The organism is Trueperella pecoris, from assembly GCF_014926385.1.
GTDB lineage: Bacteria > Actinomycetota > Actinomycetes > Actinomycetales > Actinomycetaceae > Trueperella > Trueperella pecoris.
Genome location: NZ_CP053291.1, coordinates 806,649 through 824,628, shown reverse-complemented (window position 1 = coordinate 824,628; position 17,980 = coordinate 806,649). Strand labels below are relative to the sequence as shown.

Annotated in this window: 16 protein-coding genes; 10 read left to right on the top strand and 6 right to left on the bottom strand. The window is 59.8% G+C overall.

Features of this window, described 5'->3' with window-relative positions; all coding sequences use genetic code 11:
• Positions 1–46: 46 nt before the first annotated feature.
• Together HLG82_RS03935 and leuS are read right to left on the bottom strand one after the other, a co-directional pair.
• Positions 47–1,006, bottom strand: a complete 960-nt coding sequence (locus HLG82_RS03935; RefSeq protein ID WP_193327404.1) for an aldose 1-epimerase — start codon at positions 1,004–1,006, stop codon at positions 47–49.
• 111 nt (positions 1,007–1,117) lie between these two features.
• Positions 1,118–3,994, bottom strand: a complete 2,877-nt coding sequence (gene leuS, locus HLG82_RS03930; protein WP_193327403.1) for a leucine--tRNA ligase — start codon at positions 3,992–3,994, stop codon at positions 1,118–1,120.
• A 106-nt stretch (positions 3,995–4,100) separates the two neighbouring features.
• Here leuS and HLG82_RS03925 point away from each other — a divergent pair, with 106 nt between their 5' ends.
• A complete protein-coding gene (locus tag HLG82_RS03925; protein ID WP_193327402.1) occupies positions 4,101–4,529 on the top strand; it encodes an HIT family protein in 429 nt (142 codons plus the stop codon).
• A gap of 48 nt (positions 4,530–4,577) precedes the next feature.
• On the opposite strand, the gene HLG82_RS03920 is transcribed toward HLG82_RS03925, so the two are convergent.
• Both HLG82_RS03920 and HLG82_RS03915 read right to left on the bottom strand, forming a co-directional pair.
• Positions 4,578–5,249 carry a vitamin K epoxide reductase family protein gene (locus HLG82_RS03920; RefSeq protein ID WP_193327401.1) on the bottom strand — a complete coding sequence of 224 codons (672 nt, stop codon included), beginning with the start codon at positions 5,247–5,249 and terminating at the stop codon, positions 4,578–4,580.
• Positions 5,242–6,006 (bottom strand): HAD-IIB family hydrolase, encoded by a 765-nt coding sequence (locus HLG82_RS03915; protein WP_193327400.1) that lies wholly within the window; start codon positions 6,004–6,006, stop codon positions 5,242–5,244. Before HLG82_RS03915 ends, HLG82_RS03920 begins: the two co-directional genes overlap by 8 nt.
• A 109-nt stretch (positions 6,007–6,115) precedes the next feature.
• Here HLG82_RS03915 and HLG82_RS03910 point away from each other — a divergent pair, with 109 nt between their 5' ends.
• From HLG82_RS03910 to HLG82_RS03895, 4 genes are all read left to right on the top strand, one after another.
• Positions 6,116–7,423: an AI-2E family transporter gene (locus tag HLG82_RS03910; protein ID WP_193327399.1), complete on the top strand. Its 1,308-nt coding sequence runs from the start codon at positions 6,116–6,118 to the stop codon at positions 7,421–7,423.
• A 151-nt stretch (positions 7,424–7,574) separates the two neighbouring features.
• Positions 7,575–8,282 (top strand): purine-nucleoside phosphorylase, encoded by a 708-nt coding sequence (locus tag HLG82_RS03905; RefSeq protein ID WP_193327398.1) that lies wholly within the window; start codon positions 7,575–7,577, stop codon positions 8,280–8,282.
• Complete coding sequence (locus tag HLG82_RS03900) at positions 8,282–8,950, top strand: metal-dependent transcriptional regulator (protein WP_193327397.1); 669 nt, start codon at positions 8,282–8,284, stop codon at positions 8,948–8,950. The genes HLG82_RS03905 and HLG82_RS03900 overlap by 1 nt, the downstream gene beginning before the upstream one ends.
• 191 nt (positions 8,951–9,141) lie before the next feature.
• Positions 9,142–9,756: a thymidine kinase gene (locus tag HLG82_RS03895; protein WP_193327396.1), complete on the top strand. Its 615-nt coding sequence runs from the start codon at positions 9,142–9,144 to the stop codon at positions 9,754–9,756.
• A 104-nt stretch (positions 9,757–9,860) separates the two neighbouring features.
• On the opposite strand, the gene HLG82_RS03890 is transcribed toward HLG82_RS03895, so the two are convergent.
• Positions 9,861–10,154, bottom strand: coding sequence for a hypothetical protein (locus HLG82_RS03890; RefSeq protein WP_193327395.1), 294 nt, complete (start codon positions 10,152–10,154; stop codon positions 9,861–9,863).
• Positions 10,147–10,458 (bottom strand): ArsR/SmtB family transcription factor, encoded by a 312-nt coding sequence (locus HLG82_RS03885; RefSeq protein ID WP_193327711.1) that lies wholly within the window; start codon positions 10,456–10,458, stop codon positions 10,147–10,149. Before HLG82_RS03885 ends, HLG82_RS03890 begins: the two co-directional genes overlap by 8 nt.
• Before the next feature lie 177 nt (positions 10,459–10,635).
• On the opposite strand from HLG82_RS03885, the gene HLG82_RS03880 reads away from it, so the two are divergent.
• The 5 genes from HLG82_RS03880 to HLG82_RS03860 are packed head-to-tail and all read left to right on the top strand — an operon-like array spanning position 10,636 to position 17,878.
• Positions 10,636–13,818 carry a choice-of-anchor M domain-containing protein gene (locus tag HLG82_RS03880; protein WP_193327394.1) on the top strand — a complete coding sequence of 1,061 codons (3,183 nt, stop codon included), beginning with the start codon at positions 10,636–10,638 and terminating at the stop codon, positions 13,816–13,818.
• Positions 13,811–15,334: an anchored repeat ABC transporter, substrate-binding protein gene (locus HLG82_RS03875; RefSeq protein WP_193327393.1), complete on the top strand. Its 1,524-nt coding sequence runs from the start codon at positions 13,811–13,813 to the stop codon at positions 15,332–15,334. Before HLG82_RS03880 ends, HLG82_RS03875 begins: the two co-directional genes overlap by 8 nt.
• Before the next feature lie 2 nt (positions 15,335–15,336).
• Positions 15,337–16,317: a choice-of-anchor M domain-containing protein gene (locus tag HLG82_RS03870; RefSeq protein ID WP_193327392.1), complete on the top strand. Its 981-nt coding sequence runs from the start codon at positions 15,337–15,339 to the stop codon at positions 16,315–16,317.
• A complete protein-coding gene (locus tag HLG82_RS03865; protein WP_193327391.1) occupies positions 16,314–17,036 on the top strand; it encodes an anchored repeat-type ABC transporter ATP-binding subunit in 723 nt (240 codons plus the stop codon). The genes HLG82_RS03870 and HLG82_RS03865 overlap by 4 nt, the downstream gene beginning before the upstream one ends.
• Positions 17,033–17,878 (top strand): anchored repeat-type ABC transporter permease subunit, encoded by an 846-nt coding sequence (locus HLG82_RS03860; RefSeq protein ID WP_193327390.1) that lies wholly within the window; start codon positions 17,033–17,035, stop codon positions 17,876–17,878. Before HLG82_RS03865 ends, HLG82_RS03860 begins: the two co-directional genes overlap by 4 nt.
• Positions 17,879–17,980 lie beyond the last annotated feature (102 nt).

Sequence of the window (17,980 nt, the reverse complement as noted above, 5' to 3'; positions counted from 1 at the left end):
CTATGAACGACGCCGGAGCGCCCTCGCCACGGGTGCGCGGCGCGGCCTACTTCACGTAGGTCAGAGTCGCCGTCATCTGGCGGGACTGGCCTGCCTCAACGCGTACCGATCCCACCGCATCAGGGCGGTTGAACGAATCGGGAACTGCCGACATGGGAGCAAGAGCAATGGCCTTGCGCGGATCGCGTTCTAGCTTGTCACCGGTATCGACGTGAACGACGGCGGCCTCACCCGGCTCCTGGGTCAGCTCAATCGAGGCGTTCGAAGGTTGGCCGACCACGCGCGTGGCAACCACGCCGTAGTTGTCGGGAACAAGGCCGCGGTAATAGTCATTCATGGAGGTCGAGCCTAGGTATTCGATTTCCATCGGCATGTTGACGCCAGCGTAGGCAGACTCGCCGGGAAGCGGAATCCCCCGGCGGTCGCACAGAATCTTCGTGCGGGCGGGAACGGAGATACTCAAGTGAGAGACCGTCGACATTCCTGGAATCTTCACGTAAGGGTGCCAGCCAACCGTCATCGGCGCGGCCGTGTCGGAGAGGTTCTTCGCCTCCAACGTGATCGACAAATGCTCCTCACGATCAGCACCCGAGTCGAGGGAGTAATGGACGGCGACCTCGCACTTCCACGGATAAGATTCTGAGGGCTCGATGAGCGTCGCCATCGACAGGGTGGTTCCAGCCGACGTGACGCGGAAGTCTTGACGATAAGCCAGCGAATAGGCGCGCACAGCCTCGTCAACCGTGATGTCCTGGCCGTCAAAGGTGTAGGTACCGTCCGCGATCGGGCCCGCCCAGGGCGCGAGAATCATGGACCGTGCTCCAGCGCCGGACTCTAGCTCTTCCCTCGACTCGTGCGCCGCCAGGAGCTCAACGCCCGGCTCGGGTTGCCATGACAGGAGCGTGGCACCACGCTCCGAGACGAGCGCTCGCGCGCCGGTCGGTGAGACAATCTCCCAGGCTGCGTGTCCAAATTTTTCGACCTTTGAGATGTCTGTTGATGCCATTGCATGCCCTTTCTTTCGATTCGCCCACTCTAGTCGTTTGGCGATCACGGAGCAGGTCCCGTTCCATCTGCTGGGACGGGACCTGAGCGCGTCATCGCGGTGAAGATTGGTCTACGGAACGATGTTGACGAGGTTCGGCTCGCGAACGATGACCTTTCGGGGTTCACCTTCCAAGAACTTGGCAACCTTGTCCGATGCCAGGGCCCGCGTCTGCAGGTCCGCTGCCGAAATGTCGGCCGGCACCTCGAGGCGATCGCGGACCTTACCCTTAACCTGCACGATGGCCGTGACCGTGTCATCGGCCAGCAATGACTCGTCCTCCACCTTCGGGAAGGCTTCGAATGCAAGAGTCTTGCCATGGCCGAGGCGGCTCCACAGTTCTTCAGCGACGTGCGGGGCAACCGGAGCGACCATCAGCACAAGAGCCTCGGCAACCGGACGCGGCACGTCGCGGCCGGTGAGGTGATTGTTGAGCATGATCATCTTCGCGATCGCGGTATTGATGCGCATGGCCTCAAAGTCCTCACGCACGCCCACGATCGTGCGGGCGAGCAGCTTGGCGGTCTCCAGATCAGGCTCTGCATCGGTCACCACCAGCTCGCCGGTTTCCTCGTTGATGATGTTGCGCCACAGACGCTGGAGGAAACGCTGGGAGCCAACCACTGCACGGGTCTCCCACGGGCGGTCGACGTCGAGGGGTCCCATCGACATCTCGTACAGGCGGAAGGTATCGGCGCCGTACTGTTCAGCCATCTCATCGGGAGTGACGATGTTCTTCAGGGACTTACCCATCTTGCCGTACTCACGCTTGACCTTCTCACCGTTGTAGACGTAGGTCACCTCTCCCGAGCCGTCGCCCGCAGCAACTTCCTCCACCTCGTCGGCCGGGACGTACTGGCCGCGGGAATCCGTGTAGGCGTATGCCTGCACGTAGCCCTGATTGAACAGCTTGTGGAAGGGCTCGCACGATGACAGGAAGCCGAGGTCAAAGAGTACCTTGTGCCAGAAGCGTGCGTAGAGCAGGTGAAGCACCGCGTGCTCGACGCCGCCCACGTACAGGTCCGTACCGCCGGAGGCCTTGCCTTCGCGTGGCCCCATCCAGTACTCCTCCACCGCCGGGTCCACGAATGCCTCGGCGTTGTGCGGATCGAGGTAACGAAGCTCATACCAGCACGAACCGGCCCAGTTGGGCATCGTGTTTGTGTCACGGGTGTACTTCTTCACGCCATCGCCTAGGTCGAGTTCGACGTTGACCCAATCCTGCAGGCGCCCAAGCGGGGGCTCCGGGTTCGAGGTCGCGTCGTCCGGGTCGAAGGACCGCGGAGAATAGTCGGGCGTGTCCGGCAGGTCGACGGGCAGCATGGACTCGGGCAGCGCGTGTGCGTTGCCGTTTTCGTCGTAGACCACCGGGAAGGGCTCACCCCAATAGCGCTGACGAGAGAAGAGCCAGTCACGCAGTCGGTAAGAAATCGTGGCCCGGCCGATGCCCTTCTCAGCGAGCCATGCGCTCATTGCGGACACTGCCTCGGCCTTGAACATGCCGTTGAGCGAGATCTCCTCGTTCGCCGAATCGATGATTTCGCCGTCGGCGGTCCACGCGCTCTCCCAGTCGAAGCCCTCTTCGGGTTTCATCGTGGGCACGATGTCGAGGTCGTAGGCCTTGGCGAAATCAAAATCGCGCTGGTCGTGAGCTGGCACGGCCATGATCGCGCCCGTGCCGTAGCCCATCATCACGTAGTCTGCGGTGAATACCGGGATCTGCTTGCCGTTGACGGGGTTCGTGGCGTAGATACCGGTGAAGACGCCGGTCTTTTCGCGGTCGTCGTCGGCGCGCGCCATATCGGACTTCATCGAGGCCGCACGCTGATAGTCCATGACGGCGCCAACGGGCGTACCTCCATCGCCCGTCCATGCCTGCTTGGTGCCTTCTGGCCACTCGCGCGGCACGCCGGCACCTGCCAGCATCGGATGCTCGGGCGAGACCACCATGAAAGTCGCACCGAACAGGGTGTCGGGGCGGGTGGTGAAGACGGTGAGCTGGACGTCGCCGTCGGCGGTATGGGCCGTAAAGGTGACCTCTGCGCCGTGGGACTTGCCGATCCAGTTGCGCTGCATGAGGCGAACCTTTTCTGGCCAATCCACCAGATCCAGGTCCTCAGCGAGACGATCGGCGTACGCCGTGATCCGCATCATCCACTGGCGAAGCTCGCGCTTAAACACCGGGAAGTTGCCCCGTTCGGAGCGTCCCTCGGCGGTGACTTCCTCGTTTGCCAGCACGGTCCCGAGCCCCGGGCACCAGTTCACCGGGGCGTAGTCGATGTAGGCCAGACGACGAGCATCGAGCGCGGCGCGGCGCTCAGCTTCGTCCAGTTCCTTCCAGGGCCGCCCGTCGGGGGTGGGCACGGTGCCGCGGGCGTATTCGTCGACAAGCTCCGTAATCGGGCGAGCACGCCCGACGGTCCCTTCGCGACGACCCGGAGCGGTCTCGTCGTACCACGAATTGTAGATCTGGAGGAAGATCCACTGCGTCCAGGAGACGAAATCCTCGTCCGTCGTCGCCACCGAGCGGCGCTGCTCGTGGGACATACCAAGCCGGCGCAGCTGGCGGCGCATGTTGGCAATGTTTTCTTCCGTGGTCACGCGGGGATGCTGGCCGGTTTGGACGGCATACTGCTCGGCGGGCAGGCCGAAGGCGTCGTAGCCCATGGTGTACAAGACGTTCTTGCCCTGCATGCGCGCGAAGCGTGCGAGCGTATCGGTCGCAATATAGCCGAGCGGGTGGCCCACGTGCAGGCCCTTGCCGGACGGGTACGGGAACATATCGAGCAGGTAGTAGGACTCCTCGGGAATCTCACCGTCTGCAGCGGCGAGGTCCCCCACCGGGTTCGGCGCGTTGAACGTCTCGTCCTGTTCCCAACGATCCTGCCACTTCTTTTCGATCTCGTTGGCAAGCTCAGCCGTATAACGATGCGACGGCGTAATGCTCATGTCTCTCCTTTAACTGCGTGATTCGGGCCAATTCTAGCCCAGCACACGCCCGCGACCTAGGCGAGGTTCGCTGTGAGAGACGCGACTTACACCGTAGAATCTTCCTATGAGTAGCATTTTTACGAAGATCATTGCGGGTGAGATTCCCGGTCAGTTCGTCTGGGTCGACGACGTCTGCGTCGTCATGGCCACGATCGAACCGGTGCGCCCGGGCCACGTGATGGTTGTGCCACGCGCCGAGGTAGCCAAGTTTAACGACGTCGAACCGAGCGCTTTCGCCCACATGATGCAGGTTGCGCAGGTGATTGCGTCCGCGCAGGAAAAGGCGTTCGACGTGCCCCGAGCGATCGTGTCAATCCTCGGCTTTGAGGTACCCCACACCCACGTGCACGTGGTTCCCGCCGAGTCCGAAGAGGCGGCGCAATTCCATGGCGTGCAGGCAGCTAACCCGCAAGACATCGCCCGCGCGATGGACAAGCTCCGCACAGCGCTCGTGGAGGCGGGCTACGAGGAGCAGGTGCGGGCCGCACAATAGCGCGTCCAGCCGACAAGGGCCTGGGGCAAGCCGCTCGACGCCGCGCGCCTAAAACACGAGCGCCCAGGCGTCCCAGAACCACACGACGGTGAAGAGGCCCAACGCGAAGTAGGTTCCTCCGAGGATCACCCAGCGGTTGCGAACCATCGCCGAACCGAATGCTTGCGCGGACTGGCCCAGGTGTCCCGCCTGCGCAGCGCGCCCGAGGAGGGTCAGGAATAGCGGGATGGTCGCTAGCCATACGAGCAGGCAGTACGGGCACAGCGATCCCTCAACGGCGAAGGATTCGTAGGCAAACCACATAACCCACACGATACCGAGGCTACTGCCCGCAAGGGCGCCTTGCCACAGTAGCCGCGGTAGCCGCCCGCCGAGGGCGAGCACGAATCCGAGGGCCGTCATGCCTGCGAAAAACAATGCTCCCCACAGGGCGTTGGGCGTGCCGAGAAGCAGGTGGCCCTGCCAAGCGGTGAACCAGGTCGAGCACCCGAAGAGCGGGTTGATGTCGCAGACCAGATGGCCGGCCGGATTCTTCACGTAACTCAGCTCGGACAGGATGAGCATCGCCGAGGCCAGCATGCCCACCGCCGCCGCGATGAGGATGAGGAGCGCCGTCTCGCGGGACGCTCCCCCGGCGCTTTCGTGCTCGCTGGCGCGCGCCTCGAATTTGGCGATGCGGCGATCTAGCTCCGCGATATCGAGGTCTTCTTCCTTATACATGTGACTCCGTCCGCCCGCCGGCTACATACTCTTCAACAAATGCTACGGTGTCTTCCCACCCGGTGACGGCGTGTGTGTCGATGCCCAGGCGCTTGACCGGATAGTCGTTGCCCCCCTCATCGAGACGATCGCCGATAAAAAGCATGCGATCAATGGGCATGCCCGTCTCGAGCACTAGCTGGGCGATCCCATAGGCCTTGTCCACTCCCTTGCGGGTGATATCTACCGAGGTCGAACCGCCCGAACGCACTTCAAGGTCAGGAAGGCGGACGGCGACGGCGGCGCGTAGCTTTTCCTTCTTCTCACCAGTTGGGTCCCAGGCACGCTTCGCCTCGAGAGGCGCCTGCTGCCCGAGCGCGGAGAACGTGATCTGAGACCCGCGGTCTTCGAGGATCTCGCCCCAGACCTCGCTCTCCCATAGCCCCAAGCGTCTGGCCTCTTCCTCGACCGCCGCCATAGCCTCGGAGCGTTCCTCGTCGGTCAGGTCGCGAACGTACACGGGCGCCCACGCTCCGGCGTCGTACTTCATGTAGCGCGTGCCGCACGTTGGCATCAGATGCAGGCGCGAGAGCTCTTCCGGGCTGGCGTCGAGCCCGGCAAGAAGCTGGTTTTCGAACTGTTCGAAGTTACCGCCAGAGATGACGCACACGTCGCGAATGGCAAGCAACGCCCGCAACGCGGCAGCCATGCGCGCAGGAAGCGGCGATTTCGACGGTGCGAGGGTGTCGTCTAGGTCAAAAGCGAGAAGCGAATACATGGGTCCTTCTTGGTCGGAGCAGGGCGTGTCTCACTGGCTGCGAGCAAATTACATTCTACTGCTCCACCTGCGTTAGGGAATCTGAGAGGAGAAACGTTACTGTTGCGGTATGGACGAAAGAGACAAGACCAAGGGTTTGACACCCGAACCGAGCACAAAAGTCACGGTGAGTTCCACCCGAACAACCAACGTCGTCGAGCATCGCTCCCCCGTGCCCGCCGCCCTTGAAACCACGGCAGGTTGGGCGTGGCGCATCATCGTCATCACCATCATGGTTGTTGGCATGGGCTGGGTCGCTTTCAGGTTCTCGTTAATTCTGGTAGCGCTCATGATCGCCTTGCTTATCGCCGTCGTACTGGAGCCGATGACCTCGGCCTTGAAGAATAGATGGAATTGGCCCCCGGCTGCCGCGGCCGCCGTCGGCGTCGTTGGCCTGGTCCTCGTCATCCTCGGGTTGCTCATCGGTGCAGGAACCGGAATCGTTGCAGGAGTGAGCGACCTGGCTGACCAGGTCAAGGAGGGCATGTCGGCCCTGGTTGACCTCCTGATCCAGAAGTTCCCACACTTGCAAGACACGCTGAGCGAGGCCTGGGCCAAGGGTCAAAAGGCCATTCAGGATAACGCTTCGTCCCTCATCGGCGGGGTCGCCGCGGTGGGCGCCAGCGTGACGAGCTTCCTCACCGGCCTTGTGCTGACGCTGTTTTCCCTCTTCTTCTTTCTCAAGGACGGGCGGCGCCTGTGGCACTGGATCGTGCGGCTGACCCCGCGCTCGCAGCACAACCGAGTCAATGAGGCCGGCATCCGGGCATGGGTGACGATCGGCAACTACACACGCACTCAGGCGATTGTCGCCGTGGTCGACGCCGTCGGCATCGCCATCGTCGCCATGGCACTTCGCACGCCGCTCAGCCTTGCGTTCCCCATCGGCGTCGTCGTCTTCCTCTTCGCTTTCATCCCGATCGTGGGCGCTTTCCTGTCAGGTTTCCTTGCGGTCCTCATTGTCCTCGTCAACACTCAGTCGGTTCCGTTGGCGCTGCTCATGCTCGCTGGCGTGATTCTCATCCAGCAGATCGAGGGCAACGTCCTTCAGCCCATACTCCAAGGTAATGCGCTCAATATGCATGCGTTGGCGATCGTTCTAATCGTGGCCGGCGGCTCGGCTGTGGCCGGCATTTTCGGCGCGCTCTTCGCCGTTCCGCTCGCCGCGGCGATCAACACGGCCATCTTGTACCTGCGTGGTCACGACATCTACCCGTACCTGAACAAGATGGAGAATCGTCCGGGCGGACGTCCACGCGACTTCACCGAGTATTCGGCCGAGCATTGGCAGATCTTCGACGAGCAGGTCGCCCAACACCTGACTCCGAAAGAGCGCCGCGCACGGCGCAAGGGCCTGCCCGAAGAGACTGAGGCATAAGGCTCGCCCCACGGCCGGGCCTCGCCCGGCACCGCACCTAGGCCGAGGGCGGAGCGCACGAACGACATCGGCCCGGGTCATCCCACCGGGCACCATTATCGGCAATAATGGTGCCCGGTAGATTTTTCATCCTGTATTCCGAAGGGGAATTATGGCAACGCCACACATTAACGCAGAAAAGGGCGATTTCGCCCCCGCAGTCCTTATGCCCGGCGATCCCAAGCGTGCCGAGCGCATGGCTCAGATGCTCATGCCGGACGCGAAGGTTGTCTCGGACGTCCGCGGCATCAAGGCCTTCACCGGAACTGTCGACGGCAAGCCGCTGTCCATTATGGCCTCGGGCATGGGCCAGCCTTCCTTGGGCATCTACGCCACTGAGCTCTTCACCCAGTTCGATGTTCAGCGCATCATCCGCGTGGGAACCTGCGGTGGCCTGTCGGAGAAGGTCAAAGTTGGTGACGTCGTCATCGCCAATGGCGCTCACTACGAGGGCGTCATGAACACCTACCTCATTCCCCAAACCCACTTCTCGGCAGTCGCCTCCTACAACCTGGTCAAGGCCGCGGCAGAGGCCGCCGGGGACGACCCAGATGTCGTCGTTGCGCCCGTGATCTCCCGCGACCGCTTCTACAACGTCCCGGCCGAGGTCAACGACGCCGCCGCGAAGGTCGGCACCGCCGGCGCAGAAATGGAGTCCGGCGCGCTGTACGGCATCGCGTCGCTCTACGGCAAGGAAGCCCTGACGGTTCTGACCGTGTCGGATCACATGACCGTGCCTGGTCAGGACATGACGGCCGAGGAGCGCGAGACGAACTTCGTCAAGGCCCTCAAGCTCGCCGTGGCGGCAGCCCTGTCCTAATGGCAGATCTGACAGCCTCGAATGAGGACTACCTCAAGACGATCTGGTCCATCTCCGAATGGTCAGGCGATGAGGTAGTCCCCACCGAACTTGCACGCCGAATGGGCCTGAGCCCCTCGACCGTCACTGAGGCGGTCAAGAAGCTTGCCGCCCAGGGCCTCGTGGACCACCGGCGTTACGGCCCGATTCGCCTCACGGAACTCGGGCAGCGCGAAGCGTTACGCATGGTGCGCAAGCACCGCCTCATCGAGACGTTCCTCCACAGCCAACTCGGCTACGCTTGGCAGGAGCTTCATGAGGAAGCCGAGGCGCTCGAGCATTCGGTCTCCGACCGTTTCGTCGATGCCGTTGACGACGTGCTAGGCCATCCCCTCCGCGATCCGCATGGAGATCCGATCCCGCGCCCGGACGGCACGATGCCGGCCATGGACGTCTTTCTTCTTCATGAGGTGCCGACAGGCGAGGATGTGCGAATCGAGCAAGTTGACGATGACGACGCCGACGTGCTGACCTTCCTTGGGGACTTGGGCGTATGCCCCTCGACCACCGCGGCCATCCTTTCACAGACCCCAGTATTGGGCCTGACGACGATTTCGATCGACGGCCGTGACGTGTCCCTCCCCCTCCCGGCGGCTCGCCGTATCCGCGTCACCATCAAGCCACAGTAGTTTCCACGCAGGAAGCACGTGGATGGGTCCTATCTCCGCCTCATCGCGGCGACTCAGGATCCATCCAAGACGTGGCTTGCCAATATATTTCTCAGGAAGATGCGTCTTGTCCATGAGCACAGCGTCTCACCCAGCTCCGACATTATTTACGATCGTATAGCCTCCGATCGCCTGCACACGAAGGATCACCAGTGGCAAAACTTTATTTCCGCTACGGAACGATGAACTCAGGCAAGACGGCCGGCCTCCTCATGGCCGCCCACAACTTTGAAGAGTCTCATCAGCAGATCCTCATCATCAAACCCGCCCTCGATTCAAAGGCGGGCGGCGCCCTGTATACGCGTATGGGAATCGAGCGCCAAGTCGACCACCTGGCATCCCCGTCCGACGACCTCTACCAGATCGCCAAGCAATGGCTCGAGTCGATCCACGGCAAGACCGTGGGTGGAATCCTTGTTGACGAGGCTCAGTTCCTGACCACAGCCCAGGTAGATCAGCTCTTGCTTGCCGCGCTCAAGCTCAACATTCCGGTGCTGTGCTACGGGCTACGAACCGACTTCTTGACCAAGGTCTTTCCTGGATCGGCCCGCCTGCTTGAAACTGCCCACACGCTCGAAGAGCTCAAAACCATGTGCGGAGCAGGCTGCCGCCGCAAGGCCAACTTCAACGCCCGCAAGGTCAATGGAAAGTTCGTGCTTCATGGCGAGCAGGTTTCCATCGATAACCAGGACGACGTCGAATACATCGCCCTGTGCGGACAGTGCTTCCTCGAACTGGTGGGCCCCATCGATGGCCAGCGCCACTGAGGCTGGCACCAGGGATACTTCTTGCGCCGCCCTCCTCCAAGGGAGGGTAATCTCGAATTAATGCAGGTGGGCCCGGCTGTTGCCGGGCCCACCTGTTGGTTTACTCAGTGCTCGTCGTAGTGGTCGCCGTGCTCGGCGTGGCGGTGGCCGTCGTGCAGGTAATCGACGTGATCGCCGTGCTGAACAGCCTCGTGGCCGCAGCCCTCGCCGTGCTTGTGCTCTTCGGTGGTGTGCTCGGCCTTCGCCTCATGCTCGTCGTAGTGGTCGCCGTGCTCGGCGTGGCGGTGGCCGTCGTGCAGGTAATCGACGTGATCGCCGTGCTGGATCGCGACGTGGCCGCAGCCCTCGCCGTGCTTGTGCTCTTCGGTGGTGTGCTCTGCCTTGGCATGCTCAGTCATGGTCTTCTCCTTTGCCTTCCGGGCGGTTTTCTAGGGCATGGATGATGGCGTCCTCAATCAAGTGAGATACATGGAAATCAGCAATCTGGTATGTCACTTCTTTCCCCTGCCGGTCCCGGGTTACGAGGCCGGTATGCCGGAGGACTCGAAGATGCTGAGAGACGAGCGGCTGAGTCATCCCAGTCTTTTCCACCAGTGTTCCGACAGTAGCCGGATGCTCCTGGAGGAAACGCAAGATCCCCAGCCTTGAGTCTGAACCCAAGACTTTAAACAACCGAGCTGCTTCAGTAAGTCCTCTCTCCATATCCACATCTCAAATCTACATCACATATAAATACATTGCAATATGTTTATTTTATGAAAACCATTCCCATCTACTGCGCAACGCACCACAATTCGACCACCATCATTGGTATTGATACTGATTCCCATTACGCTTGTTGTTGAAAACCATTCTCACACGAAAGCAGGGTGATCCTCCTTGTCACGTCTGACGTGGGCAAAGCGATTCACAATCGCTGCCGCAACAATTGCCTTAGCCGGGGCCACGATGGCTCCAGCCTCGGCGATCCCATCTGAAGATAAGGCCCTTTTCTCACAGGGTCATACCGATTCCCCCAAGGCCTACTGGGAGAACAATGGCCTGACCCTCAAGGCATCAGGTCAGCAACTCACCGCGCTTGAAGAAGGAATCCACTGGCTCCACCAAGGCCATAACGACGACGGAAAGCAATATTTCTACTACACCGTCCCCGAAGGGGATATGCTCAGCTTCCTCGGCGAACCTGACAGTCATCTGTATTTGGGCAGCCCCGTGAACGCCACGGGCGGCGCTTCCAACCTGTGGATCGGCTACGGAGCCGATGCCGCCGTCCCGGTAGAAAAATTCCGCGATAAAACTTTCCAGCTCGAGCTAGTCGACTTCGAGGGGCCAGGACGTATGGAAATGTTCCGCGAGCCTTTCGAGGGCGATCCGCCGGAGCGCTTCATCTCTAGCCACCTAAACGACTACCGTTTTATCCAGCTCACGGCCGGTGCACACAGCCACATTAGCACTACGTTCACCAAGCCTGGCAGCTACACGCTGACCTATCGTACCTCCTACCGTGATGCGACTACAGGCAAGTTCGTTGCTTCTGAGCCGCAAAAGATGTTCTGGCAGGTGGGCGGCTCCGATCCCAGCAAGGCTGAGCTCGAAAACGTCATCGAAGCCTACAACGACTCGAAAGCTGAAGGCTCATCGAAGTCTTTCACTCACACCTTCACCCTGTCACCCACCGACACTGAAGACCCCATGACAGCCCTAACATTCGACACGGGCGACAAGAAGGCCACCGGTACTGTGGCTTTCTATATCGATGGCCACTACCTCGCGCAAGCCTCGCTATCTGAAGGAAAAGCAACGTGGCACGAGATGATCGGATCTTTGGAATCCACGTTCCAAGCCGTCTATGTCCCCGCAGCTGATTCGCCTGCCCCGCGTTGGATCACTGCACCCGTGCACTACACCCACGGTAAGGAAGCGACCTCCACCGATAAGTCTGGCGAATTCCCGACGCCTGCGGAGTCTGACACTCCCGAGCATCACCTTGATCCCGTGAACGTGACGAGCAAGAACTTCACCATCACCAATGAGCTCAAGGGCGATAACTATGTCATCACAGCGATGCCAGAAGATCGCAACATCGAATTCACGCTCTCGGGCGGTTTCGGGCAGGACCTGACCGACACTACGAACTGTCCTGTCAACTTCACATCTACTCGCTCCTCACGCACCATGACACTCCCCAAGGAGTACTTCGAGGAAACGTGTACACAAGGCCACGCCATCTGGAAGGTCACTCCCGCTACCCAGTACGATGCCGGCCAGACAACATTTGAGATTGATGCCGATAATGCCACATTCTCTGGCAAGGGAACTTTCTCCTCGCAAGGTGACAACGGGTCCTCCGCGGACTCGGAAGATCAAAACCCCACCGACAAGGCCACTAACGACTCCAAGGACAAGTCCGACAATCAAGACATGACAGTTCTCAATGAGAAGGTCACCATCAATGACGGACATCTTGATTATGGCCCCATAGCGATGCCCGATGGGACGCTCCGCGTCATCGTCGGTGACGATTCTCGTACCCACGCTAAGAAGACAGTCTTACGCGATCCGGACGCAGTTACTCTAACCGCCACCATTAACGATCACGCTCGATCCAAGCGCGTATTCGGCGACAAATCCTACAACTTCCTCGGAGAGCTTGGAACCGCACTTTTCGTCCTGCCACAGACGAAGGCTGACGGTCTTGTCTGGCCAGGATTCTCAACCGAACGTCTTTCAACATCGACATTCCCGAAGGGAACGACGCTGAAGATCAAGGCAACCTCCACACCAGAAGGTGGAAAGGCCTGGGCCTTCACTTCTGGCCTGACCGAGCTACAAAACTTGCTCGTGGACTCGACCAAGTCTGAAGGCACCACGATCACAAATGCGGGCCCAGCTCACATCCACGCAAACTGGGTGTTCACCAAGCCAGGAACATACGAGTTCTCTATCCAGGCCTCAGCAACTAACAAGGACGGAACATCGGTGACGTCCCAGCCTGGAACAATCCGCTTCGTCATTAACGACAAGACTCCTGGAAAGGTTGAGAAGACAGACGAAGCAAACACCACACCCGACAAGTCGAACTCCAAGAATTCGCACACGGGCGGAACGGACCCGAACGGTTCCGGAACAACCACGAACGGCAAAGCATCCACGGGTACCCAAAATGCCAAGGCAACCCCTAAGGTTGAACAGTGCATCCCAACCCCGATTGAAAAGGAAGTCGCAGCTCCAGCAGCAAAATCCGCGGGTGGCTCCTACACTGTTCCGGCAAACACCCACGCACATCCGAACTGGGTCTTCACCAAGCCTGGCACCTACAAGGTCACCCTTACGCAGACCGCCACTCTCAAGAACGGCAAGCGTGCACAGGCAACCGGCACTCTCACCTTCAATGTGGGCGGATCCGGTAATGCCAATTCTGGCCATTTCGATATTGGTTCCATCCTCGAAGGTGACAACCTTTACGTCAAGGTCAAGGATGATCGTAATCAACCCGCGAAATGGGTTGATCCCAATACCTTGATCTTCGGACTTGGCCCTGCCTCGAAGGCTAAGGCCCCCGCAGGCATTGATTTCATCGCTCCGGCCGGATCCGACATCTGGATGATTTCATCATCCCAAGTTGCCAACGTGCCATGGGTGGGTGCGAACACACAGCATCCCTCGATTGTTTCCGGTACCACCGGAACGGTTAAGTGGACTCTGTCAAACGTCAGCGGCCCCGGTAAGCTCGCAGTCTTCTCCTCCGGCAACCTCGGACAGGTAGTTGGCACCCGTTGGTTCGGCGGAGCCTCCGGCTCAGCAGGCCAGCTTCCCCCGGGTGTGGAGAAGAAGAATGGCAAGTACTTCAAGACCGAGTGGGTCGGCAAGACTCCGTCAGGTAAGGATTGCCAGCTCTCGCCCGAGCAGATCGCAAAGCTGAAAGCCGAAGGTAAGCACGTGGCCTCAAGCCAGGTCAAGGCACTCAAGCACACCGGTGCAACCGTGTCTACGCTTGCAGGATTCAGCGTTGTTCTCCTAGGCGCGGGCATCGCGCTCGCAATCAGGAAGCGCCGTGCATAACAACACAACGTCGAGGGGCGGGCTTGCCCGCCCCTCCCGTCTGCTCCTCGCGGTCAGCCTCGTGCTGACCGGATGTGCTCTCCCACAGGCCCAGGCAGGGTCTGCCTCAGTCGTTGTTGCAACTACGCCAATCGTGGCCGATATGGTGAAGAACGTGGCGGGCGAGGCGATCGACGTCGTCTCGCTCGTCCCACCAACTTCCGACCCGCACACCTACGAGCCGCCTCTGTCCATGCTGCGTCAGGTAACCCGTGCCAAGGCAGCCTTTTCAAACGGATTATTACTTGAAAACACGGCGATACGGGAAATGGTGAGTGCCAACCTGCCAGAAGGCTCTCCCCTCGTCGAGCTCGGCGATGAATCCGTGGCCATGGGCGCATATCATATTCCCCTCGTCGAAGACAGAGCGCTCGACACCGTATGGTTGGGCTTGCGCGTCGAAGGAAAGTACTCCGACCCAGGTGTTGTCACTTTCCGTGCGATCGATGCCAAGGGGCCCGGACATATCTCGGCCTTCACGACCGGTGTCTTTGGTCAGCCCTCCATCTGGCTCGACAGCTCCGATGGGCTAGGCGATGACGAACTTTCCCTTCCCCTCGGCTCACATACCCACATGTCCTGGGGCTTTACCAAGCCAGGACACTACCAGCTCACCCTCGAAGCACTGCACGAAGATAAGCCCCTTTCCAGTGCCACTATAGAATTCGCGGTAGGAGTCGACGCCGGTCCGCGGGCGCTCGCAACTGGCCACGTAGATCTTCTCGCCAGCCTCGATGGAAATCTCCGCTACCGTGGCGAAGAAAAAGGCAAAAGTTTCGAACGTAAGCCTGTTGACGGCGTCGTGGCAGTACCTCACGCCACTCGAACGCAAGTGCCTGCCGACCCCAAATGGCGCTTCCTGGGAAAACCAGGGGACGATGCGTGGGTACTCGCTCAAGCTGTTATCGGCAAACATGTGCATGGCGAAGTCGACCCACACATGTGGCTCGACGCACGTAACGCCATCGCCTTCGCTGAAATCATCCAAGCACGACTCAGCACAATCGCACCTGAACACGCACAAACTTTTCAAGAAAACGCGAAAGCATACATCGCGCGGTTAGAAAAACTCAATCGGTGGATGGCCAACGTTCTTGCAACGATTCCAAAAAAGAACCGCCGGCTCGTCACCGCTCACGATGCGTACGGCTACCTCGCCAACGCCTACGGTTTAACAATCACAGGCTTCGCTTCAGCTAACCCATCTCTCGAGCCATCGGCAGGCCAGCTCGCTATCTTGTCCGCCACGTTACGAGATCTTGGGGTCCCTGCCGTCTTCACTGAGCGTTCAACCAGATCAGGACGTGGAGAACTAACCTCGATCGCTGATGGGCTTGGCATCGAAGTATGTTCCCTATCTTCCGATACCCTCATGCCTGACACTCCTACTTATGTTGATCTCATGATCGCCAACACTAACGAACTCAAGAAGTGCCTAGATCCAGGCGCCTATCCAGCATGGAAATTTGAAGGATAAGAATGAAAATACGCCAAATCGTTACCCTCGGTATGCTCGCTTCGCTCGTGACAGGCCCTGCTTATGCCACGACGGGCACAACTGATAACGGCTCCACTGCAGTTGATCCGGCCCTCACCCAGCGAGTCGACGCTAACGAGGCCGTAGCTCCCATTGGCCAACGCACCGTCATTGAGGCTGGGCACGTCGACATGGGGCCGCGTCTCATTGACGGCCAATGGCAGGTGCTCGCCCGTGATGATACGTCCGCTTCCCCTACTTGGCGGCACACTAACGACGTCGTCTACAAAGTTAGTGACACCGCCCGGCTGGACGTGCCCGAAGGCTACGATTTCGTGGGCGGAAAGCAAGCTTGGGTAATTCCTCAACAGGAAATCGCCGCCGTTCCGTGGTTAGGGTGGAACACTCAGGATCCTGCCGTTATCGAGGGTGTCAATGGCACTGTTTCGATCGTTTTCGATGGGCATGACGGGCCGGGAGATTTCACCGCGTTTGTCCAGGCAGGTAATTTCCAAGGTCCCAATGTTCTTTGGGATTCGAAGAAAAAGGAAGCTCAGCCAATCGCCGTTGAGCTCAACACCCATACGCACGTGAACTGGGCTTTTACGGAGCCCGGCGTACATCGGCTTCGCCTGACCTTTACGGCGACGTTGAAGGACGGCCAGACCGTCGGTGCACCCGCATTTGTCACTGTCGCAGTCGGTTCTCAAACCACCGTCGATCAGGCGTGGGCCGTCGTCGACGACGCCGTTGCCACCGCTCTTCCCTCAGCCACCACTTCCTCGCAATCAGGCCCGGAGAAAACCTCGAGTGAGCCAGCTTCAGTTGCCTCAACAGGCCGCAGCACCGATCGCACCGGCGTGTTCGTCGCAACTGGCATTATTGGCCTTGCCGCCATCGGCCTGGCCGGTTTCCTTCTGGCACGCAAGCGCACGCGGGCAGCGCAATCTGCTGCACTGGCCGACCGCGGGGATGTTGAGTGAACGTTCTCAGCCTTAACGACGTCAACGTTTCGCTCTCGGGCCGGCAGATCCTCCACGCCGTCAACCTCGACATCGGCGAGGGCGAAATTGTGGGACTGTTGGGCCCCAATGGAGCCGGCAAGACCACCCTCATGCGTGCCATCATGGGGCTCATCCCCACGACCTCGGGAAATATCGAACGCGCAGGCGCCCCAGGTTATGTTCCCCAACGCCACGACATCGCGTGGAATTATCCCATCAGCGTCCAAGAGACCGTGATGACCTCGCTACAGGCTGGCATGCGCCCCTGGCAATGGGCCAGGCCGGGACACTGGCGTGCAGTATATGACGCTCTCGATATGGTCGGCATGATGGATTTACGCGATCGTACACTCGACGAACTCTCCGGTGGGCAAAAGCAACGTGTGTTGATCGCGCGTGCTCTCGCACCTAAGCCGCGTCTGCTCCTTCTTGATGAGCCCTTCACAGGTTTGGATCATCCCACCCAAGATTCGTTGACGGATCTCTTCACCGCGCTGTCGACGGCCGGGGTCGCTATCCTGATGTCGACTCATGACCTCACTCAAGCGGTAGGAATGTCCCACAGAATCGCTCTTCTTTCTGGAACGATCCGTGCAGCTGATGCTCCGAAGAATATGCGTGATCCGCAGATATGGATTGACACCTTTCAGGTGCGTCCTGATTCCGCACTATTGCGAACGATTGGATTGGGCTCATGAGTTTCGTTGATTTCCTTGCTGACCTCACTAATCCACAGCTTGCCTTTCTTCAGCGCGCACTCATCGTGGCCGTTCTGTCTGCCATCATTTGCGGCGCTGTGGGTGTCCATACGGTTTTGCGTGGCATGAGTTTTATTGGGGACGCACTCGCTCATGCTGTATTTCCTGGAATTGCGGTTGCTTTCGCGCTGGGTGGATCGGTGCTCTTGGGCGGCGCGATCGCCGGCGTAGTTGTGACGCTCCTGATTGCTTTGTTCACTCAGAATCGCAAAATCGGGGAAGACTCCGTCATTGGGATTTTTTTCGCTGCCGCATTCGCGCTAGGCCTGGTCATTATGGCGCGTATATCGACCTACACGGGTTCGCTAGAATCGATCCTCTTCGGATCACTGACCGGCGTTCAGCCGGGCGATCTACGTACGGTGGCGATCGGAACGGTTTTAATCCTCGCCGCTTTAGCGCTTGCTCACAAGAAGCTCGTGCTTGTTTCCCTCGACCGTGCCTATGCCCAATCGTTGGGAGTACGCGCGGGTGTCATGGACGTCGTGCTCTACCTGACGATAGCCGCGGCCGTCGTCATGAGTGTGCAGATCGTAGGGAACATCCTCGTACTGGCACTCCTTATTGCGCCTGCGGCAACGGCACGTTTGTTGACTGACCGGCTCTTGCCCATGATGCTCATTGCCCCCGTTATAGGATCGGCTGGCGCCTTCTTCGGCATCTGGGCATCCTGGGTATGGGACCTACCCACAGGTGGAGCGATTGTGCTCATTCTTGCAAGTTTGTTCGCCTTCGTGTGGCTGGCCAAGGCCGCGAGTCAGGTGCTCCGGCGCCAGGCGTAGCTCGGCAACGATAGCTTCGTGGCAACAATCGCTCAGCGTGAGGACGAACTCGGCACCCGCCCACATGGCAGAACTGATGCCCGCACGTTTGTGCGGGCATCA

Excerpts from the sequence above, each read along its gene's own strand:
- HLG82_RS03900 (WP_193327397.1), top strand. The coding sequence starts at position 8,282 with ATGGCAGATCTGACAGCCTCGAATGAGGACTACCTCAAGACGATCTGG.
- HLG82_RS03860 (WP_193327390.1), top strand. The coding sequence starts at position 17,033 with ATGAGTTTCGTTGATTTCCTTGCTGACCTCACTAATCCACAGCTTGCC.
- HLG82_RS03915 (WP_193327400.1), bottom strand. The coding sequence starts at position 6,006 with ATGTATTCGCTTCTCGCTTTTGACCTAGACGACACCCTCGCACCGTCG.
- HLG82_RS03905 (WP_193327398.1), top strand. The coding sequence starts at position 7,575 with ATGGCAACGCCACACATTAACGCAGAAAAGGGCGATTTCGCCCCCGCA.
- HLG82_RS03935 (WP_193327404.1), bottom strand. The coding sequence starts at position 1,006 with ATGGCATCAACAGACATCTCAAAGGTCGAAAAATTTGGACACGCAGCC.
- HLG82_RS03925 (WP_193327402.1), top strand. The coding sequence starts at position 4,101 with ATGAGTAGCATTTTTACGAAGATCATTGCGGGTGAGATTCCCGGTCAG.
- HLG82_RS03890 (WP_193327395.1), bottom strand. The coding sequence starts at position 10,154 with ATGACTGAGCATGCCAAGGCAGAGCACACCACCGAAGAGCACAAGCAC.
- HLG82_RS03870 (WP_193327392.1), top strand. The coding sequence starts at position 15,337 with ATGAAAATACGCCAAATCGTTACCCTCGGTATGCTCGCTTCGCTCGTG.
- HLG82_RS03920 (WP_193327401.1), bottom strand. The coding sequence starts at position 5,249 with ATGTATAAGGAAGAAGACCTCGATATCGCGGAGCTAGATCGCCGCATC.
- HLG82_RS03910 (WP_193327399.1), top strand. The coding sequence starts at position 6,116 with ATGGACGAAAGAGACAAGACCAAGGGTTTGACACCCGAACCGAGCACA.
- HLG82_RS03885 (WP_193327711.1), bottom strand. The coding sequence starts at position 10,458 with ATGGAGAGAGGACTTACTGAAGCAGCTCGGTTGTTTAAAGTCTTGGGT.
- leuS (WP_193327403.1), bottom strand. The coding sequence starts at position 3,994 with ATGAGCATTACGCCGTCGCATCGTTATACGGCTGAGCTTGCCAACGAG.